Genomic DNA, 16012 nt, shown 5'->3' with positions numbered 1-16012 from the left:
TGGTCGACCCCGCGCCCCTACGTGCGTTCTTCCTAGGATGGCAGCGTGAGAATCATTGACCTGCGTGGAACCGCATTCCCATCGGACCTTCAGAGCCTGCTGCCTCGACCCAAAATCGATACTACGGCGGCAACAGCGATTGTTACCCCCCTGGTAGAGGAGGTTCGAGAGCGGGGCGCAGCAGCGCTCTACGACCTGGCGGAACGGTTCGATGGAGTGCGCCCACATTCGCTGAGGGTCCCACCTGAAGCATTGGGCCAGGCTCTGCTTAACCTCGACCCCGCGGTTCGCAGGGCCCTTGAAGTAGCGATTGAGAATGCTCGGATTGCTCACACGGCACAGCTTCCTGAGCCCGCGGCCACCGAGGTCATCCCCGGCGGTATCGTCTACCAGCGCTGGGTACCACTGGGTCGTGTTGGCCTCTACGTCCCGGGAGGTCTGGCTGTCTACCCCTCCTCAGTGGTCATGAACGTGGTGACCGCCCAGGTCGCCGGAGTGAAGTCGATGGTGGTGGCCAGCCCCCCTCAGTCCAGGTTCGGAGGCCTCCCACACCCGACTGTTCTGGCTGCGTGTGCCATGCTCGGCGTCGACGAGGTGATTGCGGTGGGGGGCGCTCAGGCGATAGCGGCAATGGCCTATGGCTTCACCGATGGCGAGTACCGCTGCCGCGCAGTCGACAAGGTAACTGGGCCCGGCAACGTCTACGTGGCCGCAGCAAAGAGGGTTGTCCAGGCGGTATGCGGCATTGACTCTGAGGCAGGGACGACGGAAATCGCCGTCCTCGCCGATGAGACGGCGCAGCCCGAGTTCGTCTGTGCGGACCTGATCAGCCAGGCCGAGCATGATCCTGCCGCAGCATCTGTGCTGGTCACAAACAGTTCGACTCTGGTTGACCAGGTGCAAGGCATCCTTCCCAGCATGGTGGATGCGTGCGTTGAAAAAGAGAGGATAGCGACTGCACTGGCTGGTCCTCAGTCGGCAGTTGTTCTCACAGAGACGCTCGAAGATGCACTCGAGGTCGTCGAATCCTACGCCCCGGAACACCTGGAGATTCAGACACAGAACGCACTGGAGCTCTCCGAGAGAATCACGACCGCGGGCGCTGTTTTCATCGGTGACTTCAGTCCGGTTCCCCTCGGTGACTACGTCGCCGGATCCAACCACGTCCTTCCGACCGGAGGCACCGCCAGGTACTCCGCCGGGCTCAATGTCACCCAGTACCTGCGCTCGATGCAGGTTGTTGACTACTCTCGCTCGGCACTCAGGCAAGTTGCGCCGGCGCTCATCGCCCTGGCCGAAGCAGAAGGGCTCCCGGCTCACGGTCAGGCTGCGCAGGTTCGCTTTCAAGGTGAGGTTCTTCCCTCTGTCCTCGAGGAGGTTGAAGGGAGTGTTAGCAATGTTGCGGTGAGGCTTCCGTTCCGGCCTGAGCTTTCGGAAGTTGAGCCCTATGGCGCCCCGATGATCGATGTTCCCGTCAGGTTAAATGTGAACGAAAACCCGTTCCAGCCGAACCCAGAGGTCATCGACTCAATAGCGGAAGCAGTGAGGAGTGCGGCAACCGAGCTCAATCGCTATGCAGATCGTGATGCGGTTGATTTGAGGCAAGAGCTTGCGTCATACGTTCATGCTGAGGCCGGAGTCCAGGTCGCGGTTGACCGTGTTTGGGCTGCCAATGGCTCCAATGAAATCATGATCCAGCTGCTGCAAGCCTTCGGTGGGCCTGGACGTCGTGTACTTGCTCTTTGGCCGACCTACTCGATGTACGAGGAGTACGCGAGAGATACCAACACCGCCTGGGTCCTAGAGGGCGGGCCGGGGGCTAACCCGCGTGAACTACCCCGCTTCGATAGTGAGGTTTTTATCGCCGCTATGCGACGCGAGCGGCCAGCTGTTGTCTTTGTGCCCAGTCCGAACAACCCCACGGGAGAGTCCATCTCAAACCAAACTCTAGAGACGATCCTCGAAGTTGCTAAAACAACGGGACCCAGGGTTGCTAGAACGGGGCAACCCACCGCCACGATTGTGGTTCTGGATGAAGCCTATGCGGAGTTCCGTGCAGAAGGAACCGCCTCGGGTCTTGAACTACTTGACGATCACCCCCACCTGGTGGTGACTCGAACACTCTCGAAGGCGTTCGCGGCGGCAGGGCTTCGCCTCGGGTACATGATCGCTTCACCAGAGATTGTCCATGAGGTCCAAAAGGTTCGCCTTCCATACCACCTGTCTCTTGTGACCCAGGCGGCTGCTCGTGCCTGCCTGCAACACGCGGGAACTCAGATGGAGCAGATCGCCCTTATTCGCGCCGAACGTGACGAACTTGCCAGCTGGCTTGAAGAGCAGGGCTTTGTGGTCGCACCGTCCTCTTCAAACTTCCTACTGTTTGGGCCGCTTTCTAAGCGTCATGAAGTGTGGCGGAACCTGGTTGAGAGCGGAGTCTTGATCCGAGAGGTGGGTCCCGAGGGGTACCTGAGGGTTACAGTTGGAACGCCCACCGAAAATGAGATATTTCGACAGGCACTAAAGGAGGCGCTGTGAAACAGCAGAACCGCACTGCGACGGTGACGAGAACAACCGGTGAGTCGGATGTAAGGGTTACCATCGACCTCGACGGGAACGGGACGGGTAACATTCGCACCGGTGTGCCCTTCTACGATCACATGTTGACGGCGCTGGCGAAACACTCACTAATCAACATTGATGTTGAGGCCGAGGGCGACGTTCACATCGATGTGCACCATACGGTTGAGGATGTTGCGATCACCCTGGGTCAGGCATTCGCCAAGGCACTGGGGGACAAGCGTGGCCTTCGACGATACGGCACAGGCTTTGCTCCGCTCGATGAGTCGCTGGCGCGGGCCGTGGTTGATGTTGCGGGACGCCCCTACTGCGTCGTCACAGGCGAACCTGACGGGCAGGCCTACCACCTCATCGGAGGACACTTTACGGGTGCGATGACACAGCATGTCTTCGAATCTTTCGCGTTCAACGCGGGTCTGTGCCTCCACGTCACACTTCTTGCCGGGAGGGACCCCCACCACATCGTCGAGGCACAGTTCAAGGCGTTAGCCCTAGCACTTCGTGAAGCGGTTGCGATCGATGCTCGCGTTGAGGGAGTGCCATCGACAAAGGGAGCGCTCTAGACCATGAGTGATGATTTCCAGGGTGATGATCTGGATGCCCAGTTCCTCGAGATGATGCAGGGCATGACACCCCTGCCGAAAAAGTCTGCCCGGTCTCTCGTTCTTTCGCCTGTTGATGCTCCCGCGGCTCTGCGTGCTGCTCTCGATCTGGTGGGCTCACCTGCCCCGGTTGTTGCGCTGGGCCGAAACAGCGCCGTATACATGGATATCGAGGCCGGGGGAGCAGAGAGTGAGGCCGAGGAGATGATGGCCCTTCTTGGGGAGGAACGCCCCCAGCCAAAAGAGGCTGATCAGATGGCGCGCCTTCTCTCTAAGATGAGTCCGCTCGGTGCAGTTGCCCTGACAGCGTGGACCACTGAGGATCCCGCGGGTGAGGGTGAACCCCAGGTCACCGGTACTATCATTGCGCGGCGCTACGTGAATGGTGAACCAGAAGCGTCACTGTCGTCGGGTCTGGTCCTTGCCGGACTGGAACTGGCCGCCGAGGAGCTGCTTCTCGGCAGAATCACACCCGAACAAGTCGAAGAGTTTCGTGGCCCTGATTCTTGGACAGGGTGGCTCAAAGGACGAAGAAAGCGATAGAAACTTGAAACTAACCTTGCTTCCAGCAATCGACGTCGTCAACGGGAAGGCAGTGCGCCTTGTCCAGGGTGAAGCCGGAACGGAGACCGAGTACGGCGACCCGGTAGACATTGCAGAACAGTTCGCCGCAGCCGGGGCCGAGTGGATTCACCTTGTCGATCTTGATGCCGCCTTTGGTCGGGGTCAGAACCGAGAGCTACTTCAGCGGGTCATCGATGCCACAGACCTCAACATTGAACTATCGGGGGGAATCCGGGGGGAAGAGTCCCTGGTAAGTGCCCTAGCGATGGGGGTGACTCGGGTGAACCTTGGGACCGCAGCCCTTGAGAACCCAGATTGGACTGAGAGCGCCATAAGACGCTTTGGGGACCGGGTCGCTGTGGGCCTTGATGTCCGAGGCGAGACTCTAGCGGCGCGGGGGTGGACAAAAGAGGGGGGTAACCTCTGGGACACCCTGTTGAGGTTGAACATGGCGGGATGCTCGCGCTACGTCCTGACAGATGTTGGTCGGGATGGGATGCTCAACGGTCCTAACCTGGAGCTTCTTGAGAAGGTTGCTATGAAGACGGACGCTCCCATCGTTGCATCTGGCGGTGTATCGTCCCTCGAAGACATTGCTGCCCTACGGGGACTGGTTTCACTGGGGGTCGACAGCGCCATTGTTGGCAAGGCACTCTACGCCGGAAAGTTCACGATCAACGAGGCGCTGGTGGTCGCCGGAGAACTATGAACCTGACTGATGCTCAGCGCGCCAAACTGGCCCAGCGCCTTACCCTGCGCCACGATCGTTCAGATCGTGGGAGCCTGCTACCTTTGACCGCAGCAGCTCTCGCAAACCCCACGCAAACCCTTGGTGAGCGTGCGGACAGGGCGGTAGAACTTCAGTCGGCATTGGTTACAGAACGACTTATCGTCCCGGTACCCGTTGAGGTGCATCCTGATGACAGCGGCGAACACCGAAGCCAGGGTCTGGGTGAAGATGACGATATTCCGCTCCCAGTCGTAGAGGGAAAGTACGGGCCCATGGTTCTTGCCTTCTCTTCAGCTGAGCAGCTCGCCGCATGGGATCCCACCGCTCGTCCCATGACGATGTCGTCCCAGAGGGTGGCGGTTGCTGCGACCCAGGCGGGGGCTCCTCCTGCCATTCAGATCGATGCCGGATCAACCTCAACCGTCATACTTCCGGTCGCGGCTGTCCATGCCCTGGTGGGTGGTGACCGGTGGCCTGCCCCGTGGTACGACGTCTCACTGGCGGAGGAACTGCTTCAAGCTGCAAGAACCCAGTGCTCGGGAATCGTAGCTGTGCGGGTTCATCCCGCTGGTTCCGAAGGGGACGAGTCAGGTGTCATCTGGAATGGAATGCTTGACGTTGTGGTGCTCTTCGAGATTGATCCAACCTCAGACATGGCCGTTCAAAAACTCAAACTGGCGAATGCGCTAGGTCTCATTGCCAAGCATCCCCGTCTTTCATCTGCTGCTCCGGCCGTGCGACTTACGCCGCGTCCAGTTGCTCTTGCCTAGGGGGAAACCGGAGCACAGGGGATGGGACAGATCGAGAGCTGGCGGGTGGGTGAGGGCCGCGGTCGGGTACTACCTGCGGCTTGCGGACCATGGCGTCTAGTTCGTCCTCGTTCAGAAAGAACACCGGACTATTGTTGGGCGCGGGAAGTATCTGGTCCTGAATCAGAAACCTTTTGAGGTGGGGCATTTTAGAAGGTTACGAAGGCTGGAAAGAAGTTGCTGCCCTCTGTCTCTGACCTGTGGATAGTGTATTTTTAGGTGATCTGTGGATAGAACTGGTTCAGCAAAGGAGCCGGTCGGACATCCGCTGTGACAGGTTCCACCGGGATGTCACGGTTCTGATCTCGGCACAGACGATGGCGGCTGGTAGGGTTGGAGCCGACCGAAAAGACTGACAGTTCCTGTTGGTCGAACGTAAGTGGAGCTATTCCCACCTGGGGGCCCACCACTAACCAACTGGTTGGTGGTCAGACACAGTCACTGGACACAGTTGACTTGTGGTCAGAGGCGCCGGGTAAAAGTAGGCGGACTGCCGTGTGCAGTTTTCTGTCTGCTGAGGGAAAGCTCCGTGCGCGTTTGTCAGCACGGAGTTTTTTGTTGGCACAAGTAGGGCCAAACAGTGGAAGGAGAGGCGCCATCAGCGAACCTCGCATCAATGATCGGATTCGAGTTCCGGAAGTACGACTTGTTGGACCCGCGGGTGAACAGGTTGGCGTGGTGCGTGTCGAAGACGCACTGCGACTTGCCGAAGAGGCCGGCTTAGACCTGGTAGAGGTTGCCCCAACGGCACGTCCTCCGGTTGCAAAGCTCATGGACTACGGAAAGTTCAAGTACGAAGCCGGACAGAAGGCGCGCGATGCGCGCCGTAACCAGGCCAACACCCAACTCAAGGAAATCCGCTTCCGCATCAAGATTGATGACCATGACTTCGCCACGAAGACCGGTCATGTGAAGCGCTTCCTCGAAGGGGGCGACAAGGTCAAGGTCATGATCATGTTCCGTGGTCGCGAGCAGTCGCGCCCCGAAGCTGGTATTCGCCTTCTTCAGCGCCTTGCTGAACAGGTGGCTGACCTCGGTGTCGTTGAGTCGTCTCCGCGCCAGGATGGGCGCAACATGACCATGGTGCTAGCTCCCACCCGCAAGAAGGCCGATGCCATGGTTCAGCAGCGTGAGCGCCGTGAGGCGGCCCGCACTGAGCGCAAAGCCAAGCACGAAGAACGTAGCCAGCGGGAACAGGTTCGCCAGTCTCGCACAGGCGAGTAATAGAACTTCCGCCCGTCCTCGTTCCTTTTTGGGGATCGGGCGACAAGAAAAACACGAAAAGGAAAGAAAATGCCAAAGAACAAGACGCACTCCGGGGCTAAGAAGCGTTTCCGCCTCACCGGTAGCGGCAAGATCATGCGTGAGCGCGCAGGTCGTCGTCACCTGATGGAGCACAAGTCTTCGCGCAAGACACGTCGCCTTGAGGACGATGTTGTCGTCGCACGCGCAGACGAGAAGGGCGTACGTTCACTGCTCGGCAAGTGATCGTACCGGAACAGACTTTTTAGGAGAACACTTCAATGGCACGTGTAAAGCGTTCAGTAAACGCGAAGAAAAAGCGCAGGGATATCCTCGAGCAGGCCTCGGGCTACCGCGGCCAGCGCTCACGCCTCTACCGTAAGGCTAAGGAACAGGTCACCCACAGCCACGTTTACGCCTACCGCGATCGTCGCAACAAGAAGCGCGACTTCCGTCGCCTCTGGATCCAGCGCATCAACGCCGGTGCTCGCGCCGAGGGCCTGACCTACAACCGCTTCATCCAGGGCCTGAACCTGGCTGGCATCGAGGTCGACCGTCGTATGCTTGCTGATCTCGCAGTGAACGATCCCGCAGCGTTCACCACCCTTGTTCAGGCTGCCAAGGCAGCCCTGCCCAAGGACGTCAACGCTCCCAAGGCTGCGTAGTTCTCGGTATTTTTCGAACATCTCAAGAAGGTGACCCAGCGATGGGTCACCTTCTTGCTGTCTGGGTGGGGTCGTGCTCACGGTAGAGTTTGCTCATGGACTTCCACAACTTTATCGATAACCCGCGTTCCGACAGAATCAGGACGGTTGCTGGGTTACGCGGCTCTTCGGGCCGTCGCCGTAGCGGTCGTATCCTGGTTGAGGGACCGCAAGCGGTACGCGAACTGGTGAACCACCGCCCGGATTTCGTTGTTGATGTCTATCTGACGGATGAGGTCGAGGAGCGCGACAGGGAACTTGCTGCCGCCTCAAGGCGCGCAACCCACTATGTTCACAATGTCACCCCTGAGGTTGCCAGGGCAATCAGCCCCGACTGTCAGGGTGTTGCTGCGGTGGCCACGGTTGATGCCCTGGAGGCAGATGCTGGGGAGACGTGGGAGGTCCTGCGCGCGAGAGCCTCGCAGGCATCGCAAAGCGCCGGGGCCAGGTCCCCGTTTGTAGTCTGCCTGCCTGAGACTCAGGATCCGGGAAATGCCGGCACCATCATCCGATCAGCAGACGCCATGGGGGCAGCTGCGGTCATCCTCGGTTCAGGGACGGTCGACCCGGCTAACCCCAAGGTGATTCGTTCATCCGCGGGATCGGTCTTCCACATCCCTATCCTGCGTCTGCCGCTGGAAACGGTGCGCGCCAATCTTCCCGAAGGCGAGTGGCCTATCCTGGGCACCTCGGGTCACGACTCGGATGTCACGCTTGATGCGCTGGCTGTTGCGGCTCTTACCGGTGAGACGGAAGAGGGCGTGGGGGCAGCGCTGGCGAACCCACACGTCTGGGTATTCGGTAACGAAGCTAGAGGGTTGTCAGAGGGTGCGGTGGCAATCTGCGACCTCCTCGTCGAGATCCCGCTGCTCGGTGACGCCGAGTCACTCAACGCGGCTGCCGCAGCAGCAATGTGCCTCTACACCTCACACCTCTCAACAACCAGGCTCTGAAGAAAGTTGGTTGCCGTGAAGGTCAGTGAACTCAGCGAAAAACAGATCATCGCTCGCATGACCCCGTACCTCCCGGTTGGTGGTTCAACGCTGGTGGGACCCGGGGATGACTGTGCGGTGGTCGAGGTACCCGACCGCAGGTTCGTTGTCACGACAGACATCCTGGTCGAGGGATCGCACTTCCGCAGTGCATGGTCCACGGGGGCAGAGGTGGGGGCGAGGGCGGCTGCCCAGAACCTCTCGGATGTGGCCGCTATGGGGGCCAAGCCGACCTCCCTGGTGGTCTCCATGGTGCTGCCCGCCGACCTCGACATCGACTGGCTGGAAGACTTCGCCGGGGGACTGGGCACCGAGGCCTTCAACGCCGGGGCCGGAGTGGTCGGCGGCGACATTACTCGCGGACCGACCCTGGTTATCTCGGTGACTGCTCACGGCACCCTCGCGGGTGACCCTGTGCTTCGTTCAGGTGCCCGACCAGGCGATACCTTGGCCATCGCGGGTACCCTCGGTCGCTCAGCTGCAGGTTTGGCAGCCCTTGACTCGGGCGCTGTCTCAGGTGCGCTTCACGGAGCGGCCGTTCCGACCCCGTTCCAGGAGCCGGTAGCCCTTTACCGCAGCCCTAAACCCCCGCTTTCTGCCGGTCCGCTCGCAGCGGGCCGTGGAGCGACCGCGATGATGGACGTTTCGGACGGACTGGTGGCGGATACAACCAGGATGGCCGAGGCTTCCGGAGTCAGTATCGACATCACGCGCTACGGTCTTCACGATGACCTGGCGGCACTGGAGAAGGCTGCGCGGTCCCTGGGTGTCGACCCCGTCCAGTGGGTCCTCTACGGGGGTGAGGACCACTCCCTGCTCGTGGCATTTCCCCCCTACGTCCTCGTGACTGCTCCGTTTCGAGCGATTGGCACGGTGGGTGAGTACGGTACGAGCCGCAGTGACGCCACCCGGTCGCGTGTCACGCTAGACGGAAAGCAGGTCACCGGCGGCTTCGACCACTTCGCCCCTCCCGCCTAACTCTGCGGAAGGCCAGAGACCGCAGGCGTTAGCTCCACTGGCTCAACCTGCCCAGGAAACGTCGGAGCTCGACGGTCTCAGGATCTGTGAAGATCTGCTGGGAAAGCCCGTACTCGGCTATCTTCCCCTCGGTTAGAAATGCCACCGTATCGCAGGCTCTACGAGCAAAGCCCATTTCGTGGGTGACAATCAGGAACTGTGTTCCTTCATTCTTGAGGTCGTTGATCAGGTCGAGAACCTCCGCTGTGTACTCTGGGTCGAGCGCGCTGGTCGGTTCATCGAGAAGCAGTAAGCGGGGGCTGGGTGCCACGGCTCGAGCAATGGCAACCCTCTGACGTTCCCCACCTGAGAGCTGGGCTGGACGCTTCTGCGCGATTGAATTGAGACCGAAACGATTGAGGAGGGCGCCCGCCCTCTCTCGGGCTTCTTCAACGCCTCTACCGTGCACTACCCTCAGGGGTAGGGCAATGTTTTCCTCAGCGCTGAGATGCGCAAAAAGTCCGGCGTGTTGAAAGACAAAGCCCAGGCTCGACCTATAGGCAGGGAGCCCCTTGACGTTGTAGTTCACCGTCTGCTCCCCGACGACGACCTCGCCGCTGTCGGGAGCTTCCAGGCCGCCGATGATTTTGAGCAGGGTTGATTTTCCCCCACCGGAGGGCCCGATCAGAGCCATCGTCGATATGTCGTCCTCGAACGAAATCTTGCTGAGAACCTGCTGCTCCCCGAAGCTCTTGGAGACATTGCGCAGCTGAAGCCTAGTGGTCATAGGCAAACTTCCTCTCAAAATGGGAGGAGACAAACATGAGGGGCAGCGTCAGGCAGAGGTAGATCGCTCCGAGGAAAATGTAGCCTCCGAAGAAGTTGTAGTTGGTAGCGGTGATTTCACGAATCGTCTGCGTAATTTCGATGACTGCGATGACTGAAAGCAGCGAGGAGTCCTTGATCAAGGAGGCCAGTTGACCGGTTAGGGCCGGAAGCGTCCTCGCCACCATCTGCGGCAGGATCACGTAGCGAACGGATTGGACGCGGGTGAAGCCCACCGCATCCGCCGCCAACAGTTGCGTTTGATCTAGCGAAGCCGCTGATCCCCTGATGATCTCAGCCACGTAGGAACCCGTGAACACAGAAAGTATGAGGATGCCGGACAGCGTCTTGTTGTTGACACCCCAGGCTGTGCCAATGATGTAGTAAAAGAGGTAGATCTGAACCAGTAGCGGAGTGCCCCGGATGATCTTGACGTAGAAATCTGCGGCGTAACGCAGAGGCAGGATGTTCGACCGGGCCGCCAGAGCAACCGGAATCCCTATGACCATAGATAGGACCAGGGAGCCCAGGCAGATCCACAGGGTGAGGACGAAGCCATCGAGGAGGCGGGTGCGGTACTCGGTAACAAAGGAGAAGTTGAGGGTTACTCCGGCACCATAGAGGGACAGCCAGAAGACACCGACCACGATGACAACAACCAGAAGGTAGTTGCCAACCAGCTTGCCGAGGGGGGTGCGCTCCCCGGGCTGGCGCGTGAACCAGGTACCTACTTCAGATCGAAGAACCACGTGAATCCAAGCTCGTCAAAGGCTTCCTTCTCTTCGGCTAGGTGTCGGTCTGTGATCTGGTCGAAGCCGCCCTCTGCCGAGTAGCTGGCGATGAACTCGTTCAGTTGCTCCCGCAGCGTGTCATTGCCCTTGGCGACCGCTATGCCCCAGAACTCGGGATCCTGGAAGGGGATGAACACTGCTTCAGTGGTCTCGGGGTTGCGCTGCTGGTTGCGGTAGATCGTGAGCTGGTCATAGAGGAAGCCGTCCGCCTTGCCCTGGATCACCTCTGTGACAGCGGCGCTTTCGTCGGCCAGCCTCACTATCTGAGCTTCCGGCAGGTTCTTGGTCGCGTAGACATCCCCTGTGGAACCGGTCTTCACTGCGACGACCCGCCCCGGCTGGTTGAGGTCATCGGCACCTGCCACCCCCGAGTCGGTGTTGGTAAGGATTGCGAGCTGGGCTCGAGCGTAGGGATCGGTGAAGTCAACGGACTGGCCACGCTCATCAGTGATCGTCATTGACGACATGATGGCATCGGCCTTACCCGTCTGGAGCATCGGAATGAGGCCGTCGAACGCCGTGTTCTCAATGACGAGGTCGTAGCCGTAAGCATCGGCGAAGGCACGCATGAAGTCGGGGGAAACGCCCTCGGGCCCCCCGTCCAGATCCTTGGTCTCAAACGGGGGATAGGCCAGTTCCATTGCCACGACGAGAGGGGATCGGCCGTCCGCGTCTTCTGCCCCCGACTGTCCGGTGGCGGTGAACCCGCTGGAACACCCTGTGAGCAGGAAAGCTCCGAGAACCACCCCGGCGACAATCCTTCTGTGGCTGCGGAACTTCATACTTTCTTCCCCTAACTGCACGCTGAACGTCCAGCCTACCGATGCCGCGCTAGGCAAGGAACCTGGAAACGTGTGGCACAAGACAACCGGCGGGGGACATCACGTGGGTCTAGGGCGTTCGCAGTACTGACACCGGGTCTCTCATGGAAGCCCACACTGCAGGGACTGTGGCAGCCAGCCCAGCGGTGATGACAGCAAGCCACGCCACAGCTGCAACGAAGGAAAGGGGAAGGTTGATGTTGTCGAGGGCGTAGAAGGCGATGGCGCTAACTGAGCCGACGAGGGCGCCAACACCGGCGGGCACCACAACCCGCAGGACTGTTAGCAGGGAAAGGTCAAGCCGAGTCGCCCCAAGAGCCCTTCGTCGCCCCAGCTCCTTGCGGTGCAGAAGCACATCCGAGAGGGTGACGATGGCGATAAAGATGGCTCCCACCCCGAGGATCATGGCCAGAAGCGCCTGGTTGTAGCGGGCCAACTGGCTGTTGAGCAGGGCCGCGAGTGTGTTGAGGGCGCGCGGAGACTCAATGGAAACGGTTGATGGATCAAACGCGCCCAGACTCGTCAGCACCGCCTTCTGCACCGTCTCGACCTCCTCTACAGAGGCAATCACCACCCGGAGCTGGTTGTACTGTGTCTGTTCGTCGGCCTGAACCAGGGCTCCATTTGCCAGATCTGAGAAACCGGGACGCACCACCGAGCGTGAGACGACCGGAAACTGGACTGCTTCCCGCGATTCGACATACCCTGCGGGCTCGACCAGACCAAGTTTGCTCTGAACCTCAGCTGTGACTGTGGCTTCACCGGGAAGTGGTGTGCGACCGCGGTCCAGGGTTGCCACCCGAGTGACATCGCTAATGCGCCAGAGGGGAACCGGTTCACCCCCTGGCACCGCACCCACGTGTACATCGGTGGGCAAAGAGAGTGCCACCGCCGACTCGACACCACTGATTCCCTGCACCACTCCTAGCAGTGCCGTGTTGATGAGGTCGTTCATTCCGCTGTCTGTGACGGTGAGTAGGCGCGACCCCTCCGTCTCCATGGTCGCGGCTAGCTCTCGGTCGTTTGCCACAGCTCGACCAACCGTCGAGAGCGCGGTGAAGCAGATTACCGCGACGACTATGAGGACTAGTCCGGAAGAGATCTTTTGAGCCCAGGCAGATCTGCTTCCCTCAGTAAGTAGGGCAGAGGGTTTCAAAGTTCAAGTACCCTCTCTGTGTGTTCAAGGACGAAGGGGTCGTGGGTTGCAATCACCACGGTGCGCCCCTCGGCGGCAGCTGCCGCCAATGCCTCTAGAACCAGTTCGCCGTTCCTCCTGTCCAGGTTTCCGGTGGGTTCATCGGCCAGGATGAGACCCGGGGAAGAAAACAGTGCCCGGCAGATCGCTACCCTCTGAGCCTGTCCGCCAGAGATCTGGCTGGGTAGCTTGCCAATCTCCGCTCCCAGGCCAAACTTCTCGAGTAGCTCGAGAGCACGTGGAAGGCTCTCCGCTGGGCTTTTTCCTGCGTAGAGTCCCGGCTCAGCAACGGAGCGCTCGACAGAGCCGGTGGGGTCCAAGGAAGCATCCTGAAACACAAAGCCGATTTCCTCGGCTCGCAGCCTTGAGCGTGCCCCATCTGAGAGTAGGGAAAGGTCTTCTCCTCCTCGAAGCACCTCTCCGGTGCTTGGCCTCAGAAGTTGACCGAGTATGTAGAGCAGAGTGGACTTCCCCCGCCCGGATGCCCCTGTCAGCCCGGTCATTACCCCGGGTTCAAAACTATGGGTGAGGCCGTCGAAGAGCTCTGGAGCAGACCTGTTGTAGCGAAAGCTCAAGTTCGAAACCGACCAGCTCTGAGCAATCATGACTGACTCTTCGAGTCCGACTGCTCCGCGCCGTCTTCGTCCGTCTCCACTTTCAATCCGGTACCTGTTCCAACGTCGGCCTGTTTCGAACCGAAGAGCTGGACTTCCTCACCGACCTCGACCCCGTTGATGATGGCCACCCCATCCTGGGAGGCGAGGACCGTGACGCTGCGGGGCGCTACCTGCCGAGCCTCGGAGGGTCCACTCTGCGCATCCGCTCCCTGTCGGACCAGAACCTGTACCTCGCCGTTCGGTTCGATGCGTAGGGCAGCGATAGGGACGGCCGGTCCGGTTGTCTCTGGCACCACCTGTATCGAAGCCAAAAGTGTCAAAGATTCATCGGACGGAAGCTCCCCGCACTGATCACCACAGACAGGTGCCCCATCTGGACCGCTGAGCATGAGGTTGAGATCCCCGTTGATGTCCTTTTCAGTGCCAACCACCTCGGCGCCCCAGGTGAACTGTCTGAACTGGACAGAGACAGGTGCACCAAGTGGAACCATCTGGGCTTGGGTCTGGGTGACCGGAATGGTAAAACGCGGTTCCGCTGCACGCTGCAGAACCAGGTTCTCACCTTCAGAGACAATCGATCCGATTGGGAACTGGGTGGTGTCAACAATCAGAGTCCCGGGCAGGGCCAAGACGGCGAGTAGCTCGCCACGTTGGATCGTACCCGTTGCCTCAACGCCCTGATCTCTCTGCCACAGTTGCACTGCATAGGTGGTCCAGCCGTCGAACTTCTCTCCGCCCTCATCCAGGTAGCCCAGCTCAACGAGAGCGTCGTTCAGGGCACGCACATCATCTCCACTGGTGCCCTCAAAGAGATCTCTGTAGAACGGCCTGGATGACACCACGGCTTTGACCGCAGTGCCATCTACCGAGTACACCACCTCACCTGTCGAGACCAGCCCCTCAGAGGCAGCTCCTGTGAGAACGCCGGTGAGGAGGTTCTCTGCCACAGCGCTGCGTTCCTGTGTCACCGTCGCTCCAAGAGTGAACGATCGGCCCAGAGTCTGCTGCGTAACCGTCACGAACACTTCCTGATCAGTCTCTTGCTGTGGGGCTGTGTTCTTCTTGCCCACCGTGAGTCCAGCCCAGAAAGTTATGGCCCCCACGACCAGGAGAACCAAGAGATAGATGAGCCACGCAGAACCCTTGCTAACCGGTCGCGTATGCATTCGTTCCCCTTTGAAGGTTGGGTTTTTCGAGGTGTCACAGTTCAGCTTCTAATCGGCCACAAAGCCGTTGCCACGATGCAAGGCTCCACCTGGTATGACACCATTATGATCTATCGAGTATAACGAAGGGTTTAACATTATGAGCAATAAGTGCATGCGCACATTGAGTAACGAGACTCTTCCTCGATGGATGCGTCGAGGAGGCTCAGCAGTTGCGGGCATTCTGGCTTTGACCTTGATGGTGGCGTCCTGTTCATCAGCTCCGGCACCGGAAGCTGAAGTTGAGTCTGTGAACGCGGAGTCCTGGTACGCAAGGTCCCAGGCTTGGCAGCCGGAAACGGTCGTTACCTCTCTTCCCATTGATGATGCCGAGGCTGAGGAACTTCGTGCGGCTTGGCTACAAAGTAGTGCGGTTGGTCTTGGTCTGAACGGAGTCGACCTACCAGACATTCCTCTCGAGCGCTGGGTGGGTGACGCCGAGCGCTGGCAGGCAATTGCGGACTGTGCGAATGACTTGGGATTCAGCGCCGAAGTTGACGGGGTGAACTCTGGAATCCACATCGATATGGGGGGGTCTGAAAATGAGGAGGTGGAGCTGGCGAATAACCTGGCCCTGTACGCCTGCTTTGCCAAGTTCACTCCCGAACCCAAGCTGCTGCGAGAGAGTGGACGTGAGCAGTTTGCTGTGGACTACGAGTACTACACCACCTTTTACCTGGAGTGTCTGGCAGCTCACGGCATTGAAGTGACCACTCCGGCACCTACCAAGGAGGCCTTCATAGCTGCCATGCTTGCACAAGACACGACCTCACCTGGGTATTGGTTGCCACCCCTTGAAGACTGGTCGGTTGAGGGGGATGAAGGGATTGAGTTCAAGATTGATGAGATCTGCCCCCAGATGCCCCCCGCATCGGCCTCGTACGGTTAGATGTCTCGCGAGCTTGTCCAGGGTAGGCAAAAGCCCCCATCAGTTCAGTTTGAACCTGGTGGGGGCTTTGACTTGGGTAGAGAGGCGCCTATGCGGCTCGCTCTACACGCTCGCTCTTAATGCAGTTGGTGCAAACATTCAGGCGCTTGGTCTCACCGTTGACGCTGGCGCGGACACGCTGGATGTTCGGGTTGAAACGGCGATTCGTGCGCACGTGCGAGTGCGAGACCGACTTGCCGAACTGCGGGGTCTTTCCACAGATATCGCATACTGAGGCCACTGGGTCCTCCTCGTTAGTTCCAAAAAGTCTTCATTGCCACCTGAAATGGTGGCCAATCGGCGTCCAGGACGGGTGGACGGGCCCACACATCACAGAAGCAACTAAGCAAGATTAGCGGAATCTGTAGGGTTGCCACAAACAAGCGAGCCCAAATCGAAGTGTAGAGTCGCCCACACTCGACATCAGGTGCTCCAAGTTCCGGGTTGCATAGA

The 16012-nt window shown here is 59.6% G+C and carries 18 protein-coding genes; 11 read left to right on the top strand and 7 right to left on the bottom strand.

The genetic code is table 11. From position 1 onward, the window contains the following. The first annotated feature begins 45 nt into the window (after positions 1-45). From CS903_RS09660 to CS903_RS03185, 10 genes are all read left to right on the top strand, one after another. The gene (locus CS903_RS09660) at positions 46-2535 is read left to right on the top strand and encodes a histidinol-phosphate transaminase (protein WP_099332106.1); all 2490 of its coding nucleotides are present in this window, start codon (positions 46-48) and stop codon (positions 2533-2535) included. Further along, positions 2532-3140 carry an imidazoleglycerol-phosphate dehydratase HisB gene (hisB, locus tag CS903_RS03220; protein WP_099332105.1) on the top strand — a complete coding sequence of 203 codons (609 nt, stop codon included), beginning with the start codon at positions 2532-2534 and terminating at the stop codon, positions 3138-3140. The genes CS903_RS09660 and hisB overlap by 4 nt, the downstream gene beginning before the upstream one ends. 3 nt (positions 3141-3143) lie before the next feature. Further along, positions 3144-3722: a hypothetical protein gene (locus CS903_RS09520; protein ID WP_242491729.1), complete on the top strand. Its 579-nt coding sequence runs from the start codon at positions 3144-3146 to the stop codon at positions 3720-3722. 4 nt (positions 3723-3726) lie between these two features. Continuing rightward, positions 3727-4452, top strand: coding sequence for a bifunctional 1-(5-phosphoribosyl)-5-((5-phosphoribosylamino)methylideneamino)imidazole-4-carboxamide isomerase/phosphoribosylanthranilate isomerase PriA (priA, locus tag CS903_RS03215; RefSeq protein ID WP_242491728.1), 726 nt, complete (start codon positions 3727-3729; stop codon positions 4450-4452). Further along, positions 4449-5243 carry an SseB family protein gene (locus CS903_RS03210; protein WP_099332103.1) on the top strand — a complete coding sequence of 265 codons (795 nt, stop codon included), beginning with the start codon at positions 4449-4451 and terminating at the stop codon, positions 5241-5243. The genes priA and CS903_RS03210 overlap by 4 nt, the downstream gene beginning before the upstream one ends. A 576-nt stretch (positions 5244-5819) precedes the next feature. Continuing rightward, a complete protein-coding gene (gene infC, locus CS903_RS03205; RefSeq protein WP_306345668.1) occupies positions 5820-6506 on the top strand; it encodes a translation initiation factor IF-3 in 687 nt (228 codons plus the stop codon). Between the two features lie 69 nt (positions 6507-6575). Beyond that, the gene (gene rpmI / locus CS903_RS03200; protein WP_099332102.1) at positions 6576-6770 is read left to right on the top strand and encodes a 50S ribosomal protein L35; all 195 of its coding nucleotides are present in this window, start codon (positions 6576-6578) and stop codon (positions 6768-6770) included. Positions 6771-6805: 35 nt separating this feature from the next. Next, the gene (rplT, locus tag CS903_RS03195) at positions 6806-7189 is read left to right on the top strand and encodes a 50S ribosomal protein L20 (RefSeq protein ID WP_099332101.1); all 384 of its coding nucleotides are present in this window, start codon (positions 6806-6808) and stop codon (positions 7187-7189) included. Positions 7190-7284: 95 nt separating this feature from the next. Then, positions 7285-8181 (top strand): TrmH family RNA methyltransferase, encoded by an 897-nt coding sequence (locus CS903_RS03190; RefSeq protein ID WP_099332100.1) that lies wholly within the window; start codon positions 7285-7287, stop codon positions 8179-8181. 15 nt (positions 8182-8196) lie between these two features. After that, the gene (locus CS903_RS03185) at positions 8197-9198 is read left to right on the top strand and encodes a thiamine-phosphate kinase (protein WP_099332099.1); all 1002 of its coding nucleotides are present in this window, start codon (positions 8197-8199) and stop codon (positions 9196-9198) included. Positions 9199-9226: 28 nt separating this feature from the next. Here CS903_RS03185 and CS903_RS03180 read toward each other — a convergent pair whose 3' ends face one another. The 6 genes from CS903_RS03180 to CS903_RS03155 form a co-directional block, all read right to left on the bottom strand. Continuing rightward, on the bottom strand, positions 9227-9964 hold the full coding sequence (locus CS903_RS03180; protein ID WP_099332098.1) for an amino acid ABC transporter ATP-binding protein: 738 nt from the start codon (positions 9962-9964) through the stop codon (positions 9227-9229). Continuing rightward, positions 9954-10751 (bottom strand): amino acid ABC transporter permease, encoded by a 798-nt coding sequence (locus CS903_RS03175; RefSeq protein WP_207203733.1) that lies wholly within the window; start codon positions 10749-10751, stop codon positions 9954-9956. The genes CS903_RS03180 and CS903_RS03175 overlap by 11 nt, the downstream gene beginning before the upstream one ends. Then, entirely contained in the window at positions 10730-11575 is an 846-nt protein-coding gene (locus CS903_RS03170; protein WP_099332097.1) for a transporter substrate-binding domain-containing protein, read from the bottom strand. The genes CS903_RS03175 and CS903_RS03170 overlap by 22 nt, the downstream gene beginning before the upstream one ends. A gap of 109 nt (positions 11576-11684) precedes the next feature. Further along, positions 11685-12770, bottom strand: a complete 1086-nt coding sequence (locus CS903_RS03165; RefSeq protein WP_099332096.1) for an ABC transporter permease — start codon at positions 12768-12770, stop codon at positions 11685-11687. Next, on the bottom strand, positions 12767-13414 hold the full coding sequence (locus CS903_RS03160) for an ABC transporter ATP-binding protein (RefSeq protein ID WP_099332095.1): 648 nt from the start codon (positions 13412-13414) through the stop codon (positions 12767-12769). Before CS903_RS03160 ends, CS903_RS03165 begins: the two co-directional genes overlap by 4 nt. Beyond that, positions 13411-14592, bottom strand: a complete 1182-nt coding sequence (locus tag CS903_RS03155; protein WP_099332094.1) for a peptidoglycan-binding domain-containing protein — start codon at positions 14590-14592, stop codon at positions 13411-13413. Before CS903_RS03155 ends, CS903_RS03160 begins: the two co-directional genes overlap by 4 nt. A gap of 154 nt (positions 14593-14746) precedes the next feature. Between CS903_RS03155 and CS903_RS03150 the strand changes: the two genes are divergently transcribed. After that, positions 14747-15520 (top strand): hypothetical protein, encoded by a 774-nt coding sequence (locus tag CS903_RS03150; protein WP_129587575.1) that lies wholly within the window; start codon positions 14747-14749, stop codon positions 15518-15520. Between the two features lie 88 nt (positions 15521-15608). Here the strand turns inward: CS903_RS03150 and rpmB are convergent, their stop codons facing one another. Then, complete coding sequence (gene rpmB, locus CS903_RS03145) at positions 15609-15800, bottom strand: 50S ribosomal protein L28 (RefSeq protein WP_099332092.1); 192 nt, start codon at positions 15798-15800, stop codon at positions 15609-15611. Positions 15801-16012 lie beyond the last annotated feature (212 nt).

The sequence above is a fragment of the Actinomyces minihominis genome (assembly GCF_900187855.1).
GTDB lineage: Bacteria > Actinomycetota > Actinomycetes > Actinomycetales > Actinomycetaceae > Scrofimicrobium > Scrofimicrobium minihominis.
Note: the sequence above shows the minus strand (reverse complement) of the source record. Positions and strands in the feature narration are given on the sequence as shown.

What these genes read in the sequence shown, in the direction of transcription:
- CS903_RS09520 (WP_242491729.1), top strand. Translation starts at nt 3,144, where the DNA reads ATGAGTGATGATTTCCAGGGTGATGATCTGGATGCCCAGTTCCTCGAG.
- CS903_RS03160 (WP_099332095.1), bottom strand. Translation starts at nt 13,414, where the DNA reads ATGATTGCTCAGAGCTGGTCGGTTTCGAACTTGAGCTTTCGCTACAAC.
- CS903_RS03190 (WP_099332100.1), top strand. Translation starts at nt 7,285, where the DNA reads ATGGACTTCCACAACTTTATCGATAACCCGCGTTCCGACAGAATCAGG.
- CS903_RS03155 (WP_099332094.1), bottom strand. Translation starts at nt 14,592, where the DNA reads ATGCATACGCGACCGGTTAGCAAGGGTTCTGCGTGGCTCATCTATCTC.
- CS903_RS03170 (WP_099332097.1), bottom strand. Translation starts at nt 11,575, where the DNA reads ATGAAGTTCCGCAGCCACAGAAGGATTGTCGCCGGGGTGGTTCTCGGA.
- rpmI (WP_099332102.1), top strand. Translation starts at nt 6,576, where the DNA reads ATGCCAAAGAACAAGACGCACTCCGGGGCTAAGAAGCGTTTCCGCCTC.
- CS903_RS03180 (WP_099332098.1), bottom strand. Translation starts at nt 9,964, where the DNA reads ATGACCACTAGGCTTCAGCTGCGCAATGTCTCCAAGAGCTTCGGGGAG.
- rplT (WP_099332101.1), top strand. Translation starts at nt 6,806, where the DNA reads ATGGCACGTGTAAAGCGTTCAGTAAACGCGAAGAAAAAGCGCAGGGAT.
- CS903_RS03150 (WP_129587575.1), top strand. Translation starts at nt 14,747, where the DNA reads ATGCGCACATTGAGTAACGAGACTCTTCCTCGATGGATGCGTCGAGGA.
- CS903_RS03210 (WP_099332103.1), top strand. Translation starts at nt 4,449, where the DNA reads ATGAACCTGACTGATGCTCAGCGCGCCAAACTGGCCCAGCGCCTTACC.